The sequence below is a fragment of the Schaalia sp. JY-X169 genome (assembly GCF_014069575.1).
In the GTDB taxonomy this organism is placed as follows: domain Bacteria; phylum Actinomycetota; class Actinomycetes; order Actinomycetales; family Actinomycetaceae; genus Scrofimicrobium.
Genome location: NZ_CP059675.1, coordinates 917183 through 943707, shown reverse-complemented (window position 1 = coordinate 943707; position 26525 = coordinate 917183). Strand labels below are relative to the sequence as shown.

Here is a 26525-nt window from a genome sequence, read left to right as displayed (position 1 = left end):
GTGAGCCCGCCACCGTGGGCTGGTTTGAGGTGTCTCCTCCACCGACTTCTGCTTACGGCCCCGCCGCGCGGCAAGCCGCTACTTGACCCAGTCAAGGGGCGAGGGCTTTCCGGTGTTTCTGCGGGCCAAACGACGCCTGCGGTGTCGGTGACCATCGCTATCATCGATCTATGGGTCGAGCTCAACCCGCGCTCGATCGACCAAAGTAGACCTTAGGGAGGCAAGCACCATGGGTTCGTCTGGCAAGGCTCGAAAGAGGCCCCGTAGACGAGGCCCAATCGAACAAAAAAGCGCCAATGCTCCGGTGCCGCCACATACTACTGACAGCAACGCCCGTGAGGAGCTTTGGGGGAAGCTACGGCACGGCTCGCGCAACGTCGCGGGTGTCACTTGGCAGCTTGCTGTCTCGGTGCACGTGCTTGTGATGTCTCGTGCAGGCATCCTGCCGTTCACCGCGCTGGTTCCCGAAGGCTTTGAGGATCTCGACTGTCGGACAACTACAGGCGACGAGACCTTGGTGCAGGTGAAGGAGGTCAGCGCTGGAGCGGGACAGCTCGGGACTTCAAGAATCCGCGACGCAATCTTGCACGCTATGCGTGTGACGACCGGCCCGATCGTTATCGTCACCGATGGCAGCGTCGGTTCAGGCCTGCAGTTCACGGGATGGGACGAACCACTTGCCGCACAGCCCGAACGGTGCGTAGCTCTAGCAGACGCCCTCGTCGCCAAGGGCCTGACCAAAGCAGACGCAACCAGCGTGTTGGGACGTGTCCACCTCGTGTCGTTGCCGTGGAACCTACGCGAGCAGACCGAAGCACTCCTCTGCGACACGCAAGGTGTTCATCCATCGGTTGCTTCATTCACTGTCGGTGAGCTGTACGAAGCCTTTGGGGAGGCAAGTGCGGACCAACGTCATTTGGACCTCAACCGAGCCCGAACGCTTACGCTCAGCGACGTTGACACCGTGCTGCATCGGGTCCAGTCAGCAGTAGACGTAAGCGGCTTGGACGCCGCGGTGTCCGCAGGCGTGTGCCGCCCCGCAGATTACTCGGCCACAGGGGTGGCGTCCGCGAGCCGGTTCTATCTGGGCGTGGATGGGGCCCCTATCCACATCGCACAGGGTCTGGATGTGATCCGGGCTGACGAGATGGACCAGATCACGCAGGCAGCCAAAAATGCCGAGTACACCGTCATCGTGGGCCCGTCCGGTTCGGGCAAATCGGTGCTCCTATGGCGCGCAAAGAGGACTTTAGCCCCCGTCTTTTGAACGGCAGTACCCGTGTAATCAGGCCTGTGCTCGACCGCCTCACCGCTGAGCTAATTGCAGAGCGTGTCGAGCGCGCCGAGCTTACGACGAAGATGGCCCCCGCAGAAGCTCTTGCGCGAAGTGACGGTCTACTCATGGAGTTCCTCTCCTTGCTGCGCGAAGGCAAGCACCTGGAACAGATCCTCGCCTCTCAAGCCGCCGCGCTGGCGGCGCCCGGCCGAGAGACTCAGCGAGAGGCCGCTCGCCTTGTCCTGGCAGCTCACGCACTCGGATTGTCGTTGACTTCCCGAATGCTCGGAGATGCGCTCACCGCCGTCGCGGGAAGCAACAGCGCGGTCGGCGACGCCCTGGCGACACTGAAGAACGAACATGTCGTCCTCGAGCAAGGCGCCATCTGGACGGGACTCCACGAACTTCGGTCACAGACACTGACAACTCTGCTCCACGACGCCCCGCCCCCTACGCTCGGCGACACCCTGAGCGTCATAGCTCGGCTGCTGCCTGCCGACGAAGCGGGCTGGTTGCTGCGCCGATCCGCCGAACGCTTCCCGGAGACCGTCGTCGCTGTTGCCAACGCGGTTGCGAGTAATCTTCATGAGCCAGGTACCACCTCTTCGGGGGTGGCCGAGCTCCTCGAAGGAGCCGAGCGGGCCGACAACATCGTGTATGCCACCACCTGTCTTCCGATAATTCAGCGCCTCACCCCTCCTGGAATCTCTCCGACGCTAATTGCTCCAATCGTCCACGGAATTCGCAATCAAGACACGTCCCTCGATCCGATCGGCGCACCAGCGTTCGATCGCACAGCAACGTTGATGACTCGGATCGCGCGAGCGCTGCCGCCGCGTAGTTCGCCAGTGTTAGAAGCCATTACCAGACAGCTCGATTCCGCCCTCGTCGCGAGCCTGCTCACTTCGGGGACTCTCGTCGAGGCCGTCCGTCTCTTGGAGGCCCTGGCGGGATCCGTGACGCTCAGCGCATCCGAGGCTAGCGCGGTGTTCCAGGAGTTTGACGAACCGATCAACGCTACACAAGCCGACGCTTGGACGCGTCTGATATCTGCGCTGAATCCGTTCATCGCTAGCGAGAACCGAGAGGCTACCTTCGGACCAGTGGAGCACCGCGCCCTGGCAATCGCGCGAGCCGAGCCTTCGGCTGTCACGTTAACCATGCAGACGGGGTCTAATCCGTCGGTGACGGTCATGCATGGTCTTGATGTTCGGGAGCAGGCACCCGGCATGACTTGGGACGTCCCCTCCTCAAGCAGCAGCGATACCCTCAACGACTTCGTCATAGCATTGGCGCAGCAGTTGGCGTTCGCGTGCCCGGAAGCAGGTCATGTCGAGGTCATAACAATCACACCGTCGGGACGTCGTTACAGGGTCGGAGGGTTCGAGCCCGGCTTCAAACACATGGCACGCGAGGTCTTCAAGGAGCGTACTGGAGTCCGACGTAATGTCGGCTTCCAGGGAGCCGTCCGGATGTTGTCGGCGGCACCGACATGGACAGCCCTGCTCCTCGAACCGTCACAGATTGCCCAGGCACTTGTGGACATTGCAAGCGAGGGCGCCTTCCGCCTACGGGCCAACGACCCGCCTCACCATGCGCAAGCTTGGGCCGAGCGTGTGCAAGCTGCAAACGAACGAGCAGGCGAACTAGCCTCTACGCCGAAAGACGGATCGAAAGAACGAGCCGCTTCCCATGCCAGCGAGGATGACGCTCAACGACAGAATGACCCGGTGTCACAAGCGCTCGGGGCCGCCGCGCAGGCGCTGAGCAATCTAGGAACGAACGACAATCGCGTCGCGGTGGCATTGTCGCTTCGAGATGCAGCTGCCAAGGTCGAACACGCGCGATTGCTGACTCCGACCTACTTCGGCCTCGATCAACCAGTCCCCGATGCACTCAGCACTGAACTTGAGCGGCTGGCGCGGGCGGCGATCAGCTCTGCGCGCGACCCAGATTCCTGGACCTCAGTGCGCTTCGGCGACCATGCGGCAGTCAATGCGATCACGGCGGCCTCGACAGCCAAGGCTCAACAGCAACAACATGCGGTGTTGTCCATGATCGAAGCCGCCGTTCCCGGCGCCGTCCTACAGTCAGTGCCGGACCCCTTCCCCTCCCCTACCAGCATCGATCAGACCGGATGGTTAGTGACAGCGGCGCTGCAGGACTGGGAGGAAACACTTAACGCCTTAGCGAACATTGATGTGGATAAACGTCGCACTCTCGACTGCAACGTGTGGGCGCTCGCGGTCGATGGCGTCCGCCCGATTCCGCTAGCCGTAATCATGGCGCACTACGGTGAGCAACCCGTTCTCCCACTGGCGGGCGAATCTCTTGACCAGCACCTCACGGCAGCCGGACTCCCGTTGGCGCATACCGTAGATGCCGCAACCGCGAAGGTCCTCGAGCTGGCCGCTATGGTAGCCGACGCTTCATGGGCTTTGGCCCTCCATCGATGGAGGCCAGCTGAATGGCGGTCCACGGTACCGGCACCAGAGATCGACGAGCTAGACAGGTTAGCGATCGCTGCCCAGGGCGCAGTCGCACAACTTCCAGATTCCGTGGGGTCTGTCCTCGGAGCCGCCCTCGACACGTTGGTCGCACAAGTCAAGTTGGAACTGCAAGAGGCAACCGACCTGACACTCGTCGGGGAACTGCTCAACGTGGCCGATCGAGGACCCACCCCCACAGCAATCGACGCGGGTCTCTGGCAAGCCCTGACCGACCTTTCCCTGGCCCCCGCCATTGGTCTCCAGGCCAGCGCAGGGTCCGTATGAACATTCCAGATATCGACTTCACGCGCGTGCGCTCACTGGGTGCGGGAGGCCCGCACGATCGGTACGAGCAACTCGTCTGTGAGCTGGTCATACAAGAGCTCGCGCACGTCGAGGCGAAGCCCGTGTCCCTTCACGGGGCCGTAGACGGCGAGTGCTACTGGGCCCTTCCCGGTGGCGCCGAGCACAGTTGTCAAGGCGAAGTACATGCGAGAGAGGCCCTTGCGGCTTGCCGACCCATCAACTTGAGGGGCTGCGTCCATCAGCTGCACTTTGGGATCCACGATGAGGCTACTCACCGGCAGCCGCGGGGGCAGGTGCCAGTGCTGGATGAAACGGATTGGCCGAGCTGACCGACAAGCGGCAGCTCGTGAAGACCGAGCTCGTGCGGGGCTGCCACAGGACGACGTTGATTCTTGTAGACGACCTTCAACTCCACGAACGAAGATCCCTAAGGTTCCGGTCATCCTGGCGCTCTGACTCGAGACGGCGGGATGCCCGCTGCGCGACCTCCAAGTAGAAACCACGAACGGTTGATCCCTCCGGGAAACGGTCGGAGATCACCATGGCCCCGTCACGGAGAGCAACCTCATTCGGGTCATCTACCCCCACGGAGCGTGAGCGCATGCCGTACTCTGCCGAGCCGTGAAGGCCAGCAAGAACATGGGCACACAGATCCGATTCCAGTCCGCCTGCTGCTTCGAGTACGTCGACCACGAACTCGGGTTCACGTATGACGAAGTCCTGAGGGGCGGCGTTCAGGAGATCATGAGCGAGGCGAACCCTGCATTCATCACGCGACCCGACTAGGTCGAGGATCACTGACCGGATCTGAGGGTCATAACCGGTCGCCATCGCCTCAAGAATCTGTCTCCCGAAGAAGCGCCTCTCCCAGGAATCATCGGCAAGGATCCACTCGATCAGCGCTTCGATCAGAGCAGGAAGATGATTGTTCGACGCGAAGTCGAGGTCCATCGACTCGATATTTGGGAGGGGTTCGTACCGGCGATCATCGGATATTTGCCGTTCGACGCGCCGCTGTAGGAATCCGAGCGCCCCATAGGGATCAACAGCGAATTCCTTCTTCAACAATTGGCCCAGCTCATACGTAGGAAGCTGCGGCGTGGCTTCGAGACGCTCGAGGAGTCTGTGGCGCTCCGCCGAAGTAAGCGATTGCCAAGGGGTAGCCCTCCCATCGAGAGCCGCCAACGCAGCTTCGGCGACGATCGGTTCGGTTTCAATGGGGGCCGCGTTCAGCATTTCGAGGACTAGTGCGCGATCCTCGGCATTGAGCCATTGCGCCTCACAAAGCAGAATGGCATGCACTTCCGAATAGCTAGTGGCCAGCAGCGCGCGAACGACACGCGTCCTCGCCTGATTGAACGCTCCGGGGGCATTCACAACTGCGGATGCCACAACCCTTGCAGATTCGGAGCCCGAACCAATCATTTCGACCGCGGTTTGCTCTGCCATGGGATCACCCATCGCAAGGAGTATGAGTAGCGCAACGCGAACCAGAGCGAGGTCGACTGTCTCGGCTGTAGAAGTTCTAACGGCAATGCGAGCGGCTTCAGGGACTCTTCGGAAAAACTTCGACAGTAGGCCATTGGGGGAGATCTGTTCGTCGCTCGCTGCGTGTTCTTGGTTGAGAATCTCTCGGAGGCGCCGGACGAGTTCGTCCGGCGTATACCGAGTTGCCCATCTCTCGACGAGCTCCTCCGCGACTCGCTCAGATCTTTCTCGTGACCGCTGGTAGCGACTCACCCCAGTATCGCCGGCCACGTCGCTATCGTCGGTATCGTCTTCGTCATCCCGGGCCCAACCACCACGCACCAGTCGGATGACTAGCAGCTCATCGTCGATATGCAACTTCCTACGCGTGTCGCGCGCAAGCTTCTTGCGCGCCCCCTCCCCATAGGTAGCGTGCCAGCTCAACGAACGGTACGCAGCGAGGCGCAGTCCGGCGGACTCATCAGGGTCTGCGAGTAGCCGGCCGAGGATTTCTACGACCCTAGAAAACTCGTCCGTCACCGGTTCGGTCCGATCGTCCGATTGCAGAGCTTCTTTCAGTATCCCCGTGGCGGCACGGGCCGTCCGCGCATCGCTGGCGATCACTTGCTCGGCGATGGCGATCGCGGCAGACCGTACATCGGCAACGGCTTCAAGACTGACTGGCATGTACGTGATCGTGAGGTCGATTCCCCTAGACTCAGTCAAGGTGACCTCATATGCCAGAGCAGGACTGAGCAGAGACACTAGTTGATCGCGATGTCTAGGGTACTCATCGGCGCGGAGGATCTCGCCAACAACCTCGACGTAGCGTTTGGTGAAGGCAACGGGACGGCGAGGGTGAAATTCACCGAGCTCTCGCGCAAGTCGAAGGGCATGGTCAGGATTCGAGTTCTCGCGCCGGTCGTCCGGAAGGCCGATATCGAGCAGGCTACGCAACGCCCTCGGAAGGAAGTCCGTCCGGTGTCCTGCATTGGCAATGAGTGGCGCGAGGGAACGGGCAACGTCGTCGCTGGTGACCTTCCTCTTCTCCCACCAGATGCCGCTCAGCTGGACGCCCTCATCGGGAGCCGGGTTCTCCAGCAGCCGATCAGCGAAGTCCAAGGCACGATCCGGGTAGACCGCGGCGACTGCGGCAACCCGCTTGCTGATCGCGATGCGCTCCGAGTTCGGCACATCTTGCACGAGTTCCGCTAGAGCGGACCAAAGAACGTCAGCGAGGCTGGAATCACCGTCGGCGCGACGACGCCAGTCGACAATACTGACGTTGTTTATGGCATGGGTGAGGGCAGACCCGCGAGCGTGGTCAGCAACTAGTCGAGCGAACTGCTTGTCGAGACCAGACTTCGAGACCAGGGCGCGCTCCAGCGTCGCGTCTCCGAGAAGGTCGGGGACGACTCGCGCAGTCTTCCCCCGCCGGAGCACGAGCCCAAGGTCCTCCAGCTCGTCGAGAATCTCGAGGAGAACTGCATGCGGCTGCCCGCTGGTTGCGACAAGGCACTCGATGAACTCGACATCGTCTAGCGGCGCTGGCTGGATCGCGGCCAGTGATTGGAGCACGGCGGTTCGCGCGTCGACATTCGTCCCGCTCAACATAAGGTCAGTGAATCGAGCGAGCATTTCGCGTCGGAGGGCGGTTTGGGAAGCGAGGTCGGCGTCGCTGAGCGTACCGGAACGGACCAAGTGGGCTCCGGTAATAATGAGAAATGGGCAGTCATAACCGATCCGTGCCAGAGACTCGACTCGTCCGCCCGTCGCATGATCACCGAGGGCTTCGCAGGCTAGAGACTCAGCGTCTTCGAGTGAGAGATCGGCAATGCTGACCGTGACATCATCCGCGAATAGTTCCGGCACATCCAGGGAGGCACGAAGCTTGGGCATGGCTCGTGGCCGTGCCGCGAGAACCACTGTCGCGTCTGGGCGGGCGCGGCGGATGCCGTCGACCAACGCCGCGACGTCGTGCTCCGCGTCGGTGGCATCGTCGATCACAATGACTGGCGCATCCTCGGGAAGTAGCTCGAAGGCTCTCGGGGCAATCTGGCCCCTGGCAACGAAACGAACGGGTCGACCAATGTCAGAGGTGGCAAATTCGCGAAGCAGTCGGCTCTTACCGATCCCGCCACGGCCTACGACGAACACCACTTCGTGATGGCCGGTTGCGAGCTCAGTTAGCCTACTGAGCTCACCGGCACGGCCCACCATAGTGAAGTTTCGATCGACGCCGAGGCGGCCGGCGAGTGCGGTGTCGTACCGATCTGGCCGAAGCCATGGACTGGGCTCGGGAACCCCGAGAAATGACTCGCGCAGCTCCGGAAAGTAACTCTCGATCAACGCGAGTTTATCCGCCGTATGAAGCCCACGGACGAAGCCGGAGAGTGTCTCGCCATCCCAGAGCGCCCAACTCGGATGTTTGGTCAGTTCAAGTCGAGCGTTCGGGGTTGCAGTTCGGCGACTCAAGGCGATGACCCCGGAGCTAAGTTGAGAATCGGGTAGCACCTCCTCAATTGCTTTCCTCACATCACTCGGGCCGAAGCTTCGATGCCGTTTACACTGGACGCCGATTCTCTCGCCTTCTCCATCGACATAGACATCGACGCCATACTGCTTGTAACCGGAGGACCCGTTGCGCACAGCCGTGCGCCTGGGGTATCGCATTTGGAGTAGGTCACGACAGAACGCCTCGAAAGCCTCTGGCGACAGGTTCTCGAACGGCAGGTTGAGCAACCTATTCTGGCTTGGACTATCTCCTCCTTTGTCGTAACCACCAGCATCCAGCACATCGTTGAGGCTCAGATCAAGGACTGAACACAACATCTGCAGGTCACCTCTACGTGGGCGAGAGATTCCGCGTTCCCACCCGCTTACGGCCTGTTGGCGAACTCCCATGTGATCCGCAAGTTCGGCCTGGTCCATTCGGGCAGCGTTCCGCGCCAAGCGGAGGAGGGCCCCCAGCGTCGAATAGGTCACATGTTCAATATACACGCATTTACTGCGTATGAGTGTCTGAAGGCTAGCCTTACGTAAATGGCCCGCGAAGTGGGTTCCATGCCTCACCCGGTTTTTACCCGCGAAAGTTGGCATGGTTGGTTATGGGGACGGGTTGAGCATGGCCGCTCGTTCGCCACCAACGATCGACGTCGGCCTCTACCGCCGTTTCGGTGCTAGGACCATGCCTTTGCCCTCTGCATACCGATCCACTTCAAGAAAGCCCCTACCGAGGTCGTTGAGAACAAGTTCAAGTCGCCAATGGTCGACCTCATTGACAGAGTTGGAGTATGGGCGCAAGCGGCCGTCACCACCCCGTCCGATCATCCACTCTTCGAACGCCTCGGAGACAAACCTGTCTCCTTCCCTGTCGCAATAGACACATTCAGCTTCCCAGGCCTCATGATCGGCTTCGTCGTAGGTCTCTTCGTGAAGAACTGTGTCTGCCCAGGGGAAGAGCGATGGAAGTACGTCCTCGTAAGGCCGCAGTCCCACCATGATGAACCAGCTGCCGAGCTCGACTCGGTCTTCGTTCCCCTCATCAACCGACACGATCTTGACATCGCCGCGCCCTGATGTCTTGTTCACCCACTCGTCCACCTCCAGCAAGATGCGGCGTCCGCTTTGGAGCAACCTCATCCAGGGAAGGGACAATCTGAGCTTTCGAACTCGCAGTTCGTAAGGCTTTCCTTCGGCAATCCGTTCGAGCTCGAACTTCGAACGTTGACTGAGTTCCTGTTCTCGCGGAATATGGAGTTTCTTGCCTCCGCGTCTTCCGGTGACGACGGTATGGTCGTTTACCGCCTGCCAGTACGCAGATCCCGTCACCGGATCGCAGATGATTACGACCACTGGAAGCGCGTGCTCGAGCCAGTACGAGAGATCATTTTTCTTGAGGGCATACCACCAGCCTTCACACGTCTCCTTCTTGAAGTAGCTCGGACCGGTCTTGATTTGAGCGGCAAGGAGTTGCCCAGTCGCCGCATCATCCTCGACAACTTCAATCTGGGCGTCAATGCCGTAGTCGTCGGTGGACTGCTCGCGAAAGATCCATGCAAGGTCGCTCGTAATGATTTGTTGAACGGCAGCTATCCCTTTGCGGTCTTGCTGCGCAGAGTGCTTCACCTTCTTCGGCATGACCCCATTCTATATTCGGGCATCACCTTCGCCAGGCTAACAGCGTGCCGAAGCCTGTGAGCAGGACTCGCTGTGGCGCGTGCGGACATCCGCAAGGCCTTTAGCTCTGTTGACCTCGCCTTGAGTTGCGCTTGGTAGACGCCTGGTTGCGTGGACCATACTCGCCGTACCGTGGTCGCCTCCATTCGGCTGATTGACCAGATCCTATCTTCTACAGACCCGTTCACACAGGGGCACTCGGGGTGCTGCTCTCCTTGTTGAACGCCCTCTGCGTATCGAATACCGGGTCAAGGATCGCTGCGATACGCACCATCTGATCGTCCAGATTCTCCTCACACACCGCGGTAAGACCCTCCTTGCGCCGCCAGGCCGACCATTTCGCCTGCGAGCGGGTGCCATACCCCGCAACGACAGGACCAATGGCCTGCAATTCAACGCCACGGTGAGCCGCCACCGCGCGCACGGCTTGAGTAAGTGCCTCGCCTTCAAGGCCAGCATCGCCGAGAGTCACAATGTCAACGTAGTCTCGCCATCGGGTGCTCGTGATGCCCCGTTCAAGGATAGTGACGCCCTTCTCTGCCACGGTTGATTCGGGCGCATAGCCGATGAGGGTGATCGGTTCGCCGAGAATGCGGTCGAGTGTGACTTTGCGTGGAGCGGGAACAATCGGATCTCCGGTCGAGACGTCCCATGACACAGTGCCCTGCCATGTTGAGATCGTGGCCTTTACACGAAGGCGCATGCCGGGGTACTCGGCGTCGTCGCGGATCTCGGTGACGTTGATGCTGTCGAGGTCGAACGTGACGCCGTCGTCGACGGCGACATCGGCGACGTCACGTATGACCTGCTCGAGGTGAGCAGGTGTTGTACTCGCGCTGATCGCATTCGAGTCGGCGTCTCTCGTGGGACGGCGCACGCCGTATGCGCCGAGCAGAAGTCCACCTTTCAGCACAAAGTCGGGTGCGTGTGGCGTGCGACCCAGGCGGTAAAGGAATGATTCGAGGGCGTGCCTGGTTAGATATTCCTGTGTGGCCACAGGATTACCGAACCTTGCCGCATCGCCGCGCGCGACTTTTTGAATCTCTCGGTAAACTTCGTCAGCATTCACGCCAGAAACTCCAATGCGTTGAGGACGGGAGACTCTGCGCGCGGAAGCTGGCTGGCGATGTGCATCAACTTGGCTGGTTTCCCTCCGCGGCGCAGCCACTCTTTCGTAGCATCACGCGCAGTCTCATATCCAACGATGGAACGCAATCGGAAGCAGTCTGCGATGGTGCGTTCGGGGCTGTAGATACCGATGATCTGCTCACTCCCTGGAATGAGCATGTCTTCCCGTCCCAAGTTGAAAGTGTCCTTGTCAAAGTGATGCCACCTGATCGAGCCCCGCGTTACAGGGGTGCGGACACCCCGCGGTATTGCAACGTCTAGGGCGTTGGGGATGGTATCGGTGAGATCGTAATGCGCGAGCGCCGATAGCAGGCAGATAGTGGCATCTGATCGCCTAATGGAGGCCTCCATCTGGTCCCAATCCATAGGTGACGCGTCGGCCGGCAGATAAATGCCGCGCGCGATTCGCTGCCACTGCCCTGATTTCGCGCCACGGTATAGAGCGCTACGGGTTGTCCCGGTCGGCGTGCTAGGCGTGATCGCGCGCATCTCAGGCACCTCCTGTTACGAATCGGATACAGATAATCGTACCTGACAACACTTCGTACCACCAGTGCCTGGCGTAAGCCCCATGCTGTCATCGGTTTCGGTGCCTTCTAACTCTGAGCCTGTTGAGGCGATCAGGAGTACCCCTTCCCCGGGGCTCGTTTCTCTGAGATCTAAAGCTTCCACGGCTTGGGCTGGGTCTTCGACATAGATCACGGGGCTGGTCGATGTTGCCGTGGCACGATCGTCGCGCGCGGCAAGAAGCCCCGAGACCGCGTAGTCGATTCCGGCATTGCCTAGTTCTTTGGCAAGAGAGCGCGAGCCACCTTCTGCGACCACAGTGCGTCGGACAACATTGCGCCTGGTGATCTTGCCTGCGTTGCCAGCAGATACGGCGAGCGTCACCATGTCATCCGCGTTTGCCTGGTCAGAAAGCCACCCGGCGCGAACCCATCGGGTGATCCATCGGCCGGTCTCCGTGGCATCTCTCGCAGTTGACCCCAGCGCAGCTTGCACCGCTGAGGACATGTCTTCATCAAATGCCAGTCCAAAGCTCCGAGTCTCTCCTCCTTTGGAGTCCGCCAAGGAAGCCGAGCCGTCTCCAAGCGAGCAAAGAGCGCCCACGTATGGCCCGACAAGAACAGACTGCAGGACCGACCTGGCGGCGGCAATGGCACTTGGATCACCCGCGGAGACAAGAGAATTTCCGCTGATCCGGTAACCGGTAGCCTCCAGTATTCGGGAAAGCGTCCCGCAGGTCGGATCGAGTTCTGCCCGCTCGATTCGACTGATTGTTGACGGGGAGACTTCCGCGAGCTGGGCAAGCTCCTTGCGGGTGATTCCGGCGAGCGCGCGGACATCGGCAGGCCCGCTGGCTTTGTCAGGTCGACTTGATTTGAAGCAGTGACCCTCCACCTCCGATCACGTGCGGCACTGAGCTGTGCCGCGGCCCATGGTGCCTATTCTCAATAGTATTTGGCCATCCGGGAGGTGGAACCCCTTACCCCACAGATGGCAGTGCAGGTCTCATAGACTACCTGACCTCGGGTTTTGTGCTTCAAGAGCACACTCTTTGCATCACCGTCTGCATGGTTAGCAGGCTGTTGGCCAGCTGTTTGGTCCGCTTCCCATGCACGTGCCCAACTGCGCAAGTAGCCGATGATCGGCTTGGTACTTGCGCCAGGATTGATCGCATGTAGCGGCGTCTTTCCGCGTTTTCACGTTCTATGGAACAGGAGGTGGAGGGCTGACCCGGCCAGCGGCAAACTTGCGGCGGTTTGCCCAGCTCAGATCCCGAACGTCAACTTCCTGAATAGGTTCGTCATACCAAGGGTCGCCGCCCGGCGGCGCAATCTGGTTGAAGGTCTCCTGGTCGAAATCGGCCGACAACTCCCAATCCGGCTTGATGCCGGTAGCGGTTCGAGCCGAAACGAGTCTCGAGGCGAGGACCGAAATGTCCGCATCCTTTGAGCCAATGAGATCGCGGACAACGAGCCGGAGCTCTTCCGCGCGGTGACGCAAGACAAAGTGGACCTGGTATCCGACGCCAAAACCAGCCGCCGCGTCATCGCCCTGCCTGAGGTGATCCACGAAGTGCGCGATTGACTCATCCACTAACGCCTTCGTCACTGCGTCGTACCAGGATGGCTTCGCCGACCAATACGCGTGGTCGATGCTGTACTCCACCCTCTTCCAGGTCCGGATGCGGAGCACTGGGCCGTTGAGCTTCCATAGCACGGCCTGGACGGCATCTGGTGGCGTGTCTTTATCGAGCGCGACGAGCAACTCCCCGATCCAAGCGAGGACCTGGTCAAGGTCACTGAACGGCTCGGTTTGGTCTGAAGGAAGGGAGTTGGCAATCTCAGCGACAACTTCAGCCAGCCGCACTCTGTCAGCGTCCTTGACTGGCTGGTTCGACGCATTCAGACATTTTCCAAGCACCAAGCTCCGCCGCTCATCCGCCGGCCTAGTGAGAAGGCGCGCCAACGGTTCTCCATCCCCACTAGTCGCCGCCTTGACTGCAGCATCGACCGTTGCATCGCTGACGTCATGATCAAGGATGCCCATAGCGAAGTAACGGTCAAAGTACTCCTCGTGCTGGACGCTCTGGCGACGAATGCTCGCATGAACCGAAAGCTGTTCCTTCGTTCGGTTCTTTGGGAACAGCGAGACGAGCAGCTCTCGGGCATCGCCACGGTGTTCCGTCGGGACAACTTTGAGGAGCGGCTCGAGGTCGAACGGCTCATACTGAATTGACTTGGCATCGAACTTCATCTCCCCGGTGTGCCCGGAGAGCAGCTGGTTTCGGTATCGCGGAATCGAGTTGAAGAGAACCGGGAAGCTGACGCGGATAAGAGTCAGCAGTTTGACGTCCTCGTCATCGATCTCGTTCGGCGGCAGGAGCGGAACATGGTGCTGTAACTGAGCGACATAGCGGTCGATCGCCCGCGGAGTCGTCAGCAGATTCGTGAAGCAGTGCACCAGGGCACCAAGACGTTGGCCGGACGAACCATCTTCGACAGTCTCTCGCGAGATCTGGGCAAGCCCCATGTTCAATCGCGCGACCTGCTGGTGACGAAGCAGCGGGGGCACAAAAAGCGGGTACTGGACGATCTTCTCCATGAACCGCTCAGCCGAACCATCATGGGGGTTGACCGTACCCGAGACAGTCATGCTCCGGTAGAGGGTCTCGTCGTCGTAGGCAAGGAGGTACTGAACACCATCGAACCTGCCGAGCAACCGAACTACTTTCAGCAGTGCCAACAGCTCATCGCCATGGAGCCGATCGATGTCGTCAATCACCACGAGTATTGGCTTCTTGAGCTCCTTAAGTTCCTCCGACGCCTTGCTGAACGCGACCTGCCAGGATGGCAACTTCGCCAATGCCTCACTCACGAGCCGAACTCCTTCGGCAGCAGCACCTCCGGCGATCGGAATCAGGTTCGCAGCGGGTGCAGCTACGGACGCTGTAACGGCGAGAGCGCGTCGCACCTGCTTCCCCTTCTTCTTCGGGAGTACCTCCGCGAGCGACGAATAAAACTCGCCCAAGAGGCCGAGGACGTCACTCGTTGCCCAGGGGGTGAACCTTGCCACGGCCCACTTGGGGTGCTTGCCCTGCAACTCCTCAACGATCATGTTCACCAGCGACGTCTTGCCGCTGCCCCAGGGTCCGCTGAGACCGAATACCGCACTCGACTCGAACGAGTGGGTCCTGTGGATCAGCTCCGCGGCTCGCTGTGCATACGAGAGTCGACCCAGAGTGTCTTGCTTCTTGGACCGGAGCGCTTCGTCGGTCCATGCAGTCTCGTTCATTCGCTGATCATCCCGTAGTGATTGTTGACAGACTTGAATTCCTTATACAGAGCGTCTTCGCAGCCCATCGGTTCAACCCCCATCGCATGCGCCTTTCTCATTCTTACCAGCCTCCTTTTCGCCGTCGCCAAGCGTGGTGAGAAGCTGCGTCGCGGTCAGCACTTCGTAAGGGCGCGGGGTCACATATCCGGCCGGCGTTAGATTGCGGGTTACGAACCGCGTCTGGAGGATGTGCCTACTCGCACCTGGAGCTTCGACTATCCCGAGCTTCATCGCAATATCTTCAACGTAAGGTCCCAACTCTGCCTCCTTGCGCGCGAGCTGAGTAGCATAACAGGGCTTGACCTTGCCCTTGTTCTCCGAGTCGCTGTAGAAGGTCCGCAGCTGACGCGCTGTCTCCGCAAAGCCGTAAACGGATACGGGGTCTTTCGTCTCGATCAACCAGATGTTCGGGTCGCCGGTACGCCCACAAACAAGGTCCACTTCCGTCGTCAGCTCCGGGACTCCCAGACGAGCGTGGTCGCCAGGCTTCACGCGCGCGATGGTCTTGAACCCAATCTCTTGAAGTTGCCGCTCGAGCGTTCGCTCGAACGCCCTGTTCCTCGCCGACCGTCTCTCAGCAAGAGCCTTGGACACCGTGTCAGGAACCTCACCCATCCAGGGAAAAACGCCCTGCGTCAGGTGATTGTTGTAGACACTCAGGGTTGTCAGGAGATACTGCGGGGCGATCAGGATAGTGCCATCCGAACATGCCACAAGCGGTTGAACAAGTAGACGATGCCTCCGAGTCCGTGTCTGCCACGGCTCCCAACTGCTGGATCTCAGGATGCCTGAGGACACTGTGAGCATTTGAAATGCGCGTCTGAGACGCAACCGCTGTTCCTCATCTGGATCACCGACTGCTTCAAAGACCCAGCCGAGAGCCTCGTCCTCTGAAGCAGATGTGATGCTTTTGCCGTCGTTGAAAGAGTCCCACTGAGCGAGCGTGATCAGGACCATGAAGAGATCGGAAGTGGATGCGCCGAAGGATTCCAGCATCGCTAGGTCAACGGCGTCCTCAAGTTCTCCTGCGCTGGCCTCGTCGTCATCGAGTACCGAGCCTAGGCGGATAGTGGCTGCCGCTGTGTTGAGGGATCTCTCCTCAAGCACCCATGAATCATCAGTCACATGCTCGTCGTCCTTGAATGTGAGTTCGTATGCAGAACTGATCTCGATGATCACGGGAGCAACCCGGTGATGCAGCCGCTCACTTAGTCGCGTCATAGTGAGGTATGCATCTGCGGCAGCCAGCAGTGCACTCCAACTCTGAGCCGTAACAGGCTGCTGCCCAGGAACGTCCAGGTCAAGTCTCAACGCGGCTTCAACGATGATCTCGTTGCACTGCCGTAGTTCGAGCGTTTCGCTGGCGAGCTCGGCCGTGCGCTCCACTGGATCCCATTCTGTGCTCAGATGCTGGGCGACACGGGTCAGGTTTCCTTGTTCTTCCTGGAGGTGGTCATAGACGCGATTGAGTTGCTCCATCCCCATGGAAACGATCGCATCGGTGTCATGCAATGCGATTCGATCGTTGAGCTGTTCCAGAGCTGCGGGTGCGAGATGTGTTCTGACGAGCGCATTGGCTTCGATCCCACGGTACACGCCTGGTTCTATGCCCGTCGCGTGCAATCGACGCGCGAAAGATGCAGTCGCTGCTGACTCGTCGGACGGGCTCATCTGCCAGGGACTTGGCAGACGGTTGAGTTTGGTTCGCGCGGTCTTCGTCTCAACTATCAGGAATGGTCGGCCGGTGAGCCATTCGCGTCCGATCTCTTGCGCAACGCTCTCACCGACGCCGCCGTACGCAAGAAGCTGTTCGAGGGCATTAGCCGTCAGAGCATTGGCTGCGAAGCGTCTACCGTCCGCCTCCTGCACGAATTCTTCCAGGTCAAGACTCCAGACTGCCACGCGCGGAGCACTCTCCGTTCGAGTCTGCAAAGATAAGAACTCGACCTCTTCATCGCCTCGTTCAACCGTCCGAAGCCAGAGTCGGTATCCGGGAGCCACGAGGTCTTGGTGGGCATGTCGCCATGACTCACCGATTGCGTCGAAGGCGAAGACGAGGCCACCACAGACGTCAAACAGGAACCGACGCTCCTGGTCGTCAGTCCAGTCCGGGTCGAACCTGACGATTGCGATCGGAGGCGTGATGAGAGACAGGGACCATCCGATCAGACTGGGGGCATGGTGGGTTCCCTGTCGACAGTCGTATTCACTCTCGGGCCCAAGAAACGACACGGACGCGACATTGCCGGATGATATCTCGGCCGTCTCCGCATCCCGCAGTGGCGGTAGCCCCGTTCCATGAAGCGCGACTTCTAAGGGCGAGAGAGCAACCGCGCGCTCCCACTCCGCTTCTCCCGCATGCGCCTCGAAGTACATGTTCGTTGGGCGAATCCCACCTTTGAAGAAGGTCTTGTCGTTCGCCCTCCATGGTTCCCAATAGTTGATTGCTTCCCAGCCGAAACTGGCGGGGAATTCTGGTGAACTCAAGTCGCGGGCGAACCGATACAGGTCATCGTCTGCCGTTGCTGTCTCCGCAATCCAAGTGAGGTCTTCCAGTGCGAGCGTTGCTTGGCCAGGCACCTGCGGAGCCATTAGATGGGAGGCGCCAGCGTAGATGACAAGTGGCACGACGTTCGTGCCTGGGAGTAACTCGATAGTATGGCCGCCCGCGATCCTTGCCGAGATCGGGCCGTCGGACGGGTCATGGTCCCGGATGCGGTCTGCAAGCGTTACGCACGCTGGCGACGACGGCCCTGTTCTGGGAAGGTCTTCTGTGAAAAGGATCGACACTGCGATGAAGTTTGGCTCGTCGACGGGAACGAGCCACTGGATTTCGTTTCCTCTCAGTGGAGGTATGTCTTCGGGCGCTTTGGGGGGTGCCTCGATCAAGGTATTCGAGAACCGCCAGAGTGCGCGTCGGATCGCATCTATGCTGGAAGCTCGGATTGCTCGCCTGGCGTGGTTGTCACGTTCAAGGCCATCGACAAGTTCCGTGACTGCGTGAGCAAGCACTTCGGGAACGTAGGTCGGTGGCAACCATCGATAGTGTGGTTCAGAGGCTGAGAGTCGGTAGCGCAGAGTCCGCCCGAAGGGACTCGTCGGACTCTCGTGGTTGTACTTTGCTGATGCCGCCGGCGAGGTCATCCATTCAAGCGCCAGCAGATCCGCTTGGTCGAGCTGGAGCGACTCAAGCGGGTCAGCGGAAACGAGCCGGGCTGTGGCTTCAAGTTCGTTGACTGGAAGGTCGACCTCGTCGCCCAGTTCGATGTCGGGAGCCGGTTGCCACTCCGGCAGCAGAGCGTTCAGACAGTAGTCCACGTACCTGAGCGCTACTCGAACAACATTGGCGATGCCAAACTTGTGTCGCCGCACAAGTCGATCGTCGACTGCCTCGGCAAGTCTCAGAGCCCGAGAAAGGTCGGCTATCGGCCTCTCAACTAACCCCGGCACGTAACGCAGCAGTTCATCACCGACTCGGACAGTAACGACATTGGTGGGGTCGGTCGAGATGTGGTCCTCGTGCATGACACTGATGCCCTTGGACTCAGCTGCTGCATCGATCAGCTTCTGTATGTCAGGGAGCGGATTCCCTTGGCTCGCATCAGCAGAAGAATGTGCGCGCAAGCTGGCGGCAAGCGACACACCAATCGATGTTGCTCGGTGACGCGCAGAGGGCGAGGAAGCTGCAGCGAACAACGTGCTCCAGAGTATGTCGGCGTCGAACTTCCCATAGGCCTGCGCAAGATCATCTAGCCGAGGAGATGGTTTGCCTAAATGGGCGCTTGTCCGATTCTTCTTCCTACTTCGTCCCACTCCGCCTCCTAATAGGGCCTGCGCTACACCATGTTGCTGCGCTAAGACGTCAGTGAAGTCTCACTCGCACGCTAGTCACACGATGATCTCAGTGACCGCACGAACCTTCTGATAGACAGGGGTCCATAGGTCAACATCAATGTTTGGAGACTCAATACTGACGACGAGTGAGTAATCAACCCCCTGATCGCTCTGGTCCATGAGATGACGGTTCTTCCACCATCCACCCACCGGATAGACGAGCATGCCACCCTTGCTCGCGAGATCCTCAGCCGTCCCTCGCCAAATATCCGTGTGGAGCGAGCCAGGGGCTTTTTGCTGGTCGCTTCCGAAAAGCCAACCCTTCTCGGTATCCAGCTTGAGAGGTTTCTCCCCGTCTCGACGAGCTCGCGTGTTGTTCCTCTGACGGAAGGCGTCGAAGTTATCTTCAGGTCGTTTCATTGCGAACCGAAGTCCGTGAGAAGGATAGATATATCGCCCTGTCCACCCTCGGCTGGATGGGTTGGGCTCGATGAAGTAGGACAGCGTCACCCGCAGGTCCACAATCTCTCCCCCAAGATCCCGGAGCTGCTCGACCGGCCACGGGAGCTCATGCAGATTCATCTCGCGCGTTTTACCGTCGTTCGAGGTCCCCACTCGTTCGTATGGATGGAGTGAGGCCTCCGAAATGAGTGTGAGTGCGTCGGTCGCGCTGTAGAGCGCACGTTCCAGGTTGGGAACTCCCATCCCGTAGCGACGTAGCATGTTGACTAGGTGACTCTTGCTAGCTTTCGGGTCGAACCGCTCCTCCATTGCGTCGGTCCACTGTGCGGAATGAACCACCAAAGCACGTACGGTTTCGGGCCTGAGTTGAGGGTAGGCAGCGTAGATATCCGCTGCCAGCGCGGCTACTTGTGCGGTGGCAGCAGAGGTGTCCCTTGTCGTTGTGAAGAAGCCCTGCCCAAACTGTTGGAATCGGGTCGTGAGCACGGCAAGGTTTGGCGGTGTATCGGTTTCGTCCCCGCTTGGCGTGCGCGCGTAATTCCCACCGCTGGCGACGACTTCGGGCTTGAACGGCCACCGCGTACTCTCGAACGAGACAGATGTTCGGCTCGACGGTGAGAGCTCTCCCCGACGCGCGATGGGAACATAACCGTTGAACTCCGCAGGGGAACCCACCATGTCGTCGTGCTCGGAATATGCACCAACGGTAAGTGCGTTCCACGCTTGAGCAGGATCTTCGATTGCTTCAGCATCGCTGCGGTCGAGGTGGTCGTCTTCGGCTCGTACATCGCGAATATTTCCAGTGGATACCACGAAGAGCCTTGGCGTTCGAGGTTCATCTCGGTCGAGATACATGAACTTGGGAGTGGCGTCATTTATGGCGCGGCCGTATGCCAGCGCATCGATGGATGCTGACCACGATGTGGGTTTGCCAGATTCTGTTCCGATTCGGGAAGTGCTTCCATCGGGCCGCTCGGTTGTTGCGGTGACCGCGAGCATGAAGACTCGACTCCGGTCGCGGGCGGTGATCTCTGGTTGGTCGATTGCCCTGGCGGTTACCGCGCCGTAGAGGTCTGGATCGTTGCTGCCGCGGTCAGGGAGGATCTTCACGGATTCGAGTCGGTGTCCGAGTCGCACGGCGTGTGTATCGATAATCGCCGTGTGAACGTCCCCGTAGAGTGCCAGCCCGGCGAGCTCAGTTCCGTGATGCCAAATCACGGGGTCATGGCTCCACGAGGAGTCAGCAGCATGGAGATCGCCCACATCGAGCGAGTGTGAGAGAAGCGGATGACTAGCTTGGACGCCTCGGTCAAGAATGCAGACCACGGGGGCATCGAGTGAGGCGGTCTCGACACGGCACCGTAGATCGTCGACCCATTCTCGCTGTTCGCTAGCGTAGAGCTCGGGGAGGAAGCTCGCTATCTCGTGAGGCCTTCTGAGTTCGGCGATGTCGTCGATCGATTCAAAAACCTGCGCAAGTTGGTCCGCCGACGCTTGCAATAGGACCACGGTGCGGTCGCCGAAGCCAAGATAATGACTGCTGGTTCTAAGCCCGAGCGCTTCGGAAAAACGCGTCATGCGTTCACGCTCGTTACCATCACGCTTCCGAAGCCATACCTCCCACCAATGGGTCGTGGCGGGATCTACCGGGAACATTTCGTCGGGGTCGGTCCAGAGCTGACGTATGGTCGCGCGTTTGATGTTCTGAATGCCGTCGACGAACTTGGCGTTCTTTGCCTTGTCATCAGATGCTGACTGGACATAGGCGTCGAGCTTTCTCTGGAAATACCCCTTCTTGCCATCTGGGATGAAGACTGTGGCCTCAACGATCGTCCCTGATGGGGTATGGATCTCTCGCACGGCTACTAGCTCAGGCTGATCACCGCTCTTCTGCACGTCCAGGCTCTCGATCGCCAGCTCAAGTTCAGGTGAAGAGACGAAGGTGACATATGCGCCCTCATGTTCACCATCGTCGATCGGTGGAGCCAGCGCGGCTTCAAGCTCCTGCGCCAATCTCTTCCCGTGGCGGAACCGGCTACCGGTGTAGCCGGGTTTATCTCCGCCCCCGCCAGTCGAAGGGATTGTAAATGGTTCCGGCGTTGGCGGCATGGGCACAACAATATGTGGGCGGTCACGTTCTGCCATGCCGTTTAGTCAGCCTTTCCATCCCGCCGGTGCATACGCGGTAGTTCTTTTAGCGCCGCTACCAGCTCATCGGTTCGCACCCGAGTACGTCCGTCGAGGACGGTCCGTTTAGCGGCATTCTCCGTAGCGGTTGTGATTTCCGCATGGCTGAGTCCGCGCGCGGCCGGCACGATCTTTGCCCAACTCAAGTTTCCGCTTTGGAAGCCTGCCAGCCTGTTCCTGATGACTGCCTCAACACCCTCATCGTCAGGCAGCACAAAATCCATCGTCGTATCGAAGCGTCGGAACAACGCACTGTCTAAGAGCTGTGGATGGTTGGTTGCGGCAATGATTATGCTTTCGGATGTGTCCTCCTCCAGGAACTGCAGGAAGGAGTTCAGAACTCGGCGAATCTCCCCAACATCGTTCTGAGCAGAGCGTTCGCCGCCGAGCGCATCAACTTCATCAAAGAGGTAGACACCCCTTGTTTCAGCCAATGCATCAAAGACAAGCCGTAACTTCGCAGCGGTTTCACCCATGAACTTCGTCAAGATTGTGTCGAGACGGATTGCGAACAGAGGGAGCTTCAGCTCGCCCGCAATGACGCGCGCCGTCGAGGTCTTCCCTGTGCCGGGAGGACCTGTAAGCAGTAGACGACGTGCAGGCCTTAGACCATACTTTGCGAGCGTGTCACGTTGACGCTGTTCGAGAAGTACTTCCTGGATACGGGAAACCAGCGGAGTCGGAAGCACCAGATCCCCTAGCAGGGCATCCGGGTAGGAGACGTTGAGAAGGGAGCGTAGCTCGCCCTTAGGCTGGACAATTGGGACGATCGATGCGACCCGAGCACTGGCGTCTGATCTCTTTCGCAGATCATTGACGAGGTCTCGTAGTTCCTGGGCGAACTTCGACTGACCTGCACGAGCTGCCTTCGCTGCGACCTGCATGGCAACGGCGTAGAACTGAGGGTCGTCCCCGTCCGCGTGGCTCTTAACTAGCGCTTTGAGCTGATCGTTGGTCGCCATGACCGTCGACCTCCCTCCTGCGCTCTGCTACCTCCCGCTGCTACTTCTGCACCCTCAGTCTACCGGTGGTCGCGACCCACCATGCGAGGCACGCTTGTTCCTGATCGTAGTGTTGTTGTGGCAAACGGTCTCTCGTGTCAACGGCGCTGAGGGTCGGGCATCTTCGCTCCCTGATCGGCAGCGGGGAGAGCTGGTCAGCCGCGCTCACTGATGACGGCCGCTATTACCCTGAACACGGCTCATATTCGAACGAGGCCACAGACGGCACTGCAGACGACCCACGGCCAGCGCCGACCACGGAGGCCCAGAGCCACACCTTGAAATAGGGTGCGAGGCCCTCCCGAGATCGCTCGACTATCTGCGCGTAAAGGACGGAGGCACAAGAGCGTTTAGGCGACGCGCACGCCGAACTTCGAAGAACCAACTCGCAGGCAAGTCCTTGCGGACCTCCATATTCACGTCGTCCCAAAATGCCTCAGAATTGGGAGTTACCCATTCTTCAGTGAGATGGCGCTCAGTTATCCGCGGCCCTTGCTTGTCGATATCGACACTTGAGCTGAGAACCACCCCTTGCAGTGCATCTGGGAACTCATCGCTAGCAGACTTCAGAACGAACATATCCTCGCAAGCCAAGTACACGAAGCCCGCGGATACATCCGCCCGCACCTGGTCTACAGTTTCTACAAATGGCGTGAATGAATAGCCTCTGACCCACGTGTTTCCGTAGAGGTACTTTACGCCTTCGTAGACACGGAGACCCATCGCAACACGGAGATCTCCATTCGGCACTCGCTTGGAAAGCCAGTCATGTACTTGCGCATGATCAAGCGGCTCTTCCGGATGAAGTGGATATCCCATGCCCGGTTGGGACATTAGAGGGAATCCTGACCACTCGTTTTTGCCATCGCGATGTACTGCATCAGGTATCAGCGCTCCGAAAAGGCGAAGCACGTCCATCATTGAGCTCCAGATCTCCCGCCCCACAAGGCGGTCTTCAAAAGCAGGCTGCAGCTTCTGAGTCCCAGGACGCAGCTGATCATGTATCTCGGGGGGTATTGACTTCCAAACAGGAAAAAGGCGCATTCCGAATGTCCCTCCGACCAAATGCCCGTTCTCGGAGTCCGGTGCAACAGTATAGAGAAGGTGCTGATCAACATTACGGATGTACTTGATACCTCGTATTAGATTCTTCGCGTCTTCTCCTTGTGCGACAAGGGCTGTTTTGAAGGACGTCTTATCGGCGATTGATTCCGTCAGGAGATCATTGATCGCTTGTGTATGCGTAATAAACGCACGAAGCTCAGGCACGAAATCGGCATGATTGCCGGTGGCCGCATAGTACCTAGACACAGCAGCCTGTAGATCACGCATGCGAGACCGTAGCGCCTCTGCCTCCTCTGCCGTCAGCAGGACGGTTTGAGCTGTTTCCACATAACGATGCTACCAAGGTCGTTCTCCGCTCACCTAGTCAAACCTGAGTTGGACCACTTTAGTTACCCGTGTTGGTTTTGAGGTTGGTGAGTATTTTTTGTGTTTGGGTGCTGATTTTGGGGGTGGCGGTGATTTGTTGGCCGCTGATCTGAATGGTGACGTCTTGCAAGGGCCGTAGGGTTTGCACCAGTTTTTTCAAGGTGATCCCAGTTGCTGCGTAGAGGTAGCGGTTGATGGCGAGAGCCGTGAACACCACGGTCAAATGGGCTTCAACAGCATCTCGCTCACGATGGAAGATAGGGCGAGCCTGCAGATCGGTTTTACTCATGCGGAAAGACTGCTCCACATGCCACAACTCGTGGTAAGACCCCACGATCTCTTGGGCGTCCATCACGGTTTTAGGGATGTTAGTGATGTAGCCTTTCCACCCGGCAAGCAGGAGGGCCCGCTCAAAAGTGGCTTGGTCAAAAACACGTTTGGTGCCAGTGGTTTTCACAAACCTGGCCGCTTTACCGGGCCTTTCACCGCTGATGACTGCTTCGGCTCGTTCACGCTGCTTCTGGAGAGTGTGACGGTCCCTGACTGCGCGTTTGTGGCGGTGTTGCCACACCGTGCGCCACGACCTGGCGTGGGCCGCATTGTTTGGGTCCCACACCGGCTGAGTGAGAGGAACACTGCCCTCCGGGTCAGGGCGGGGCTTACCGCGTTTCAAGGTAGTGGTGTCAACGATTTGACCATCGGTAGCGTCACTGCCGTGCCAGTGGAAGTGGCCCGCCAGGTCCTGGGGTGCTTTCGTCATTCGCGATCCCACAATGAACCGCAACCCGGCTTCCTCGATGGCATCCAGGTTGGTGGCTGACAGCATTCCCGCATCTGCTACCACCACCATGTCAACCACGTTATTACGGTCAGCGAAGGCTTTGATGACTGGAAGGATGGTTTGGGTTTCGGGTTTGTTACCAGCAAAACAGTGGATCTCTAAAGGGAAACCCGCCCGATCCACCAGTAAGCCCACCACGATTTGAGGTCAACCCGGCGTTCTTTAGAGAACCCAACTTTGCGGTAGTCATCCTCCTTCTCAGCCTCAAAATACAAGGTCGTCACGTCGTAAAGCAGCAAAGACAAGCCACTCGTAACCAGGGAATGATTGAAACAGGCCTTCGCGATTTGGCCCCGGTAATCACGCTCCCCAGCCCGCGTCAAGGCTCGTTTGAAGGTTGAGTAATGCACGGGGGTGACCCCCAGTTCTTCCAACACGCGGCGACTATCAACCATTGAAGTTGGCTCCACCAAACGGGCCAGGACCAGTTGAAAGAACCCCTCATCTGCAATTACATCAAACCCCAGAGCATCCCACGCATTCTGGATCACTTCCACCAACAAGCGTGATGACTGAGACTGCACAACAGCCCCACCACGCACGGCTGGGTCTAAACCTAAATCCAGTTCCTCTTGACCCGGATGCAACCGCTCCCGACCTACCTGCATTAGTGCGGCAAGCTCACCGGGGCTGTGAGCTGACCCCAGATGCTCAACAATGCGGTACTGGCCCCCACTCTTATCCACGATCTGCACCGCGGTCGCCCCCGAAGCGGTGGGAACTTTACGCAAAAAGGGACTCACCTGGGCATTCTACCAACCCCGTTAGTTACCCAAACCCCAAACCCAAACCACCCATGACCAGCACAAACACAAACCCAACACACCAAAAGAGCCCCAGGTGGTCCAAGTCAGGTGCGACAAGGGCTGTTTTGAAGGACGTCTTATCGGCGATTGATTCCGTCAGGAGATCATTGATCGCTTGTGTATGCGTAATAAACGCACGAAGCTCAGGCACGAAATCGGCATGATTGCCGGTGGCCGCATAGTACCTAGACACAGCAGCCTGTAGATCACGCATGCGAGACCGTAGCGCCTCTGCCGTCAGCAGGACGGTTTGAGCTGTTTCCACATAACGATGCTACCAAGGTCGTTCTCCGCTCACCTAGTCAAAGGTGCCGGGTGCAGCAGTGATCTCGCGAACCTCAGCAAGGGGACATCACTCGATGTCAGGTTTCCACGCGATCTCACGTCGCAGAGCCTCCCCTAGAATAGACGTGAGGGCCTGATACCCGTCGTTTAGTTCCACCATGCTAACCGCGGCCCGGTTCTCCAACTCGTCACCAGTGAGTCCATCGAGGTGTCGCGGCGAGGTGGACAGACGAGCAGATGTCTCGTCGAAGGCGTCAACGGCGGCACGAACTCCGGGATCGAGCACGCGGGTTGCCAGACGGCGCACCTCGACACCGTTGGAGTGTATGTCATCACTGAGAGCGTCGGGAAGCTGTGTGTATTTATGTCCACGTGCCTGCATGTGATCAAAGTGCATCGCCTTGTAGGTAAGCCGCGCCATGAGCTGAACTGCATCCTGAAGCGCCAGTAGGGTCTCGCGCTGGAAGGCATGCGCCGCATCGTCACGCCGTGACGCTCGCTCGGCACCGCGAAGCTCCATCTCGCGCGCCAGCGTCCGAGCATCGCGGCGGCGCTCATTCACTCCGGCAAGCAAGTAGCCACCCAATGACGCGAGCAGCGTCGCAGCGGCAATGACGAGCTGGGTAAAGACCACAGGTTCCACGCGCACCCACCTCTCTCGCTTACAAGTCACACTATCGAGGAACGTGGTCATACTGGGAAGCAATTCGTATGGCTTGCCTTACACCACACGCGTTCTCACATGATGAGAGGCCGTCCATCTGAACCTTCTAACGTTCCAACTTCAATTCATTCTGTGTCCTCGCCGCTGTCGACCGTCTCGTACGTCTCTCTGTGTAGCCACTGCGCCCAAGTGGAGAGAGGAAGCCGGAGTGACGGCTTCTCGATCCCAGCCCAGCACGATATGAACTGGCAGCAAGCACAGAGGGGATCGACACAACTCCGAACGGCGTATTGCTGCCCGTGATCATGGCTTCGTTTACCGAATTCCAC

At 59.1% G+C, this 26525-nt stretch carries 15 protein-coding genes and 1 pseudogene; 2 read left to right on the top strand and 14 right to left on the bottom strand.

The annotated features are described in order from the left end of the window. The first annotated feature begins 424 nt into the window (after positions 1–424). Positions 425–1267 (top strand): hypothetical protein, encoded by an 843-nt coding sequence (locus H2O65_RS04090; RefSeq protein WP_182142379.1) that lies wholly within the window; start codon positions 425–427, stop codon positions 1265–1267. Then, a complete protein-coding gene (locus H2O65_RS04085) occupies positions 1231–4050 on the top strand; it encodes a hypothetical protein (protein WP_182142378.1) in 2820 nt (939 codons plus the stop codon). Before H2O65_RS04090 ends, H2O65_RS04085 begins: the two co-directional genes overlap by 37 nt. A 32-nt stretch (positions 4051–4082) precedes the next feature. Here H2O65_RS04085 and H2O65_RS04080 read toward each other — a convergent pair whose 3' ends face one another. The 14 genes and pseudogenes from H2O65_RS04080 to H2O65_RS04015 form a co-directional block, all read right to left on the bottom strand. Next, on the bottom strand, positions 4083–4310 hold the full coding sequence (locus H2O65_RS04080; protein WP_182142377.1) for a hypothetical protein: 228 nt from the start codon (positions 4308–4310) through the stop codon (positions 4083–4085). A gap of 166 nt (positions 4311–4476) precedes the next feature. Beyond that, positions 4477–8637, bottom strand: a complete 4161-nt coding sequence (locus H2O65_RS04075; RefSeq protein ID WP_259349578.1) for a helix-turn-helix domain-containing protein — start codon at positions 8635–8637, stop codon at positions 4477–4479. A gap of 63 nt (positions 8638–8700) precedes the next feature. After that, positions 8701–9678, bottom strand: a complete 978-nt coding sequence (locus tag H2O65_RS04070) for a DUF4365 domain-containing protein (protein ID WP_182142375.1) — start codon at positions 9676–9678, stop codon at positions 8701–8703. A 223-nt stretch (positions 9679–9901) separates the two neighbouring features. Next, on the bottom strand, positions 9902–10786 hold the full coding sequence (locus tag H2O65_RS04065; RefSeq protein WP_182142374.1) for a nucleotidyl transferase AbiEii/AbiGii toxin family protein: 885 nt from the start codon (positions 10784–10786) through the stop codon (positions 9902–9904). Next, positions 10783–11334: a type IV toxin-antitoxin system AbiEi family antitoxin gene (locus tag H2O65_RS04060; protein WP_182142373.1), complete on the bottom strand. Its 552-nt coding sequence runs from the start codon at positions 11332–11334 to the stop codon at positions 10783–10785. Before H2O65_RS04060 ends, H2O65_RS04065 begins: the two co-directional genes overlap by 4 nt. Before the next feature lie 15 nt (positions 11335–11349). Then, positions 11350–12246, bottom strand: coding sequence for a helix-turn-helix domain-containing protein (locus tag H2O65_RS04055; protein ID WP_182142372.1), 897 nt, complete (start codon positions 12244–12246; stop codon positions 11350–11352). 309 nt (positions 12247–12555) lie between these two features. After that, complete coding sequence (locus tag H2O65_RS04050; RefSeq protein WP_182142371.1) at positions 12556–14643, bottom strand: P-loop NTPase fold protein; 2088 nt, start codon at positions 14641–14643, stop codon at positions 12556–12558. Positions 14644–14715: 72 nt separating this feature from the next. Beyond that, positions 14716–18498: a hypothetical protein gene (locus H2O65_RS04045; RefSeq protein WP_182142370.1), complete on the bottom strand. Its 3783-nt coding sequence runs from the start codon at positions 18496–18498 to the stop codon at positions 14716–14718. 75 nt (positions 18499–18573) lie between these two features. Further along, positions 18574–21126: a S8 family peptidase gene (locus H2O65_RS04040; protein WP_182142369.1), complete on the bottom strand. Its 2553-nt coding sequence runs from the start codon at positions 21124–21126 to the stop codon at positions 18574–18576. Positions 21127–21131: 5 nt separating this feature from the next. Beyond that, the gene (locus H2O65_RS04035) at positions 21132–22130 is read right to left on the bottom strand and encodes an AAA family ATPase (protein WP_182142368.1); all 999 of its coding nucleotides are present in this window, start codon (positions 22128–22130) and stop codon (positions 21132–21134) included. 354 nt (positions 22131–22484) lie between these two features. Further along, positions 22485–23561, bottom strand: coding sequence for a hypothetical protein (locus tag H2O65_RS04030; RefSeq protein ID WP_182142367.1), 1077 nt, complete (start codon positions 23559–23561; stop codon positions 22485–22487). Between the two features lie 58 nt (positions 23562–23619). Continuing rightward, positions 23620–25184, bottom strand: a pseudogene (locus H2O65_RS04025) (IS1634 family transposase). A 25-nt stretch (positions 25185–25209) separates the two neighbouring features. Continuing rightward, on the bottom strand, positions 25210–25512 hold the full coding sequence (locus H2O65_RS04020; protein ID WP_182142366.1) for a hypothetical protein: 303 nt from the start codon (positions 25510–25512) through the stop codon (positions 25210–25212). Between the two features lie 87 nt (positions 25513–25599). Further along, the gene (locus H2O65_RS04015; RefSeq protein WP_182142365.1) at positions 25600–26175 is read right to left on the bottom strand and encodes a hypothetical protein; all 576 of its coding nucleotides are present in this window, start codon (positions 26173–26175) and stop codon (positions 25600–25602) included. Positions 26176–26525: the final 350 nt, after the last annotated feature.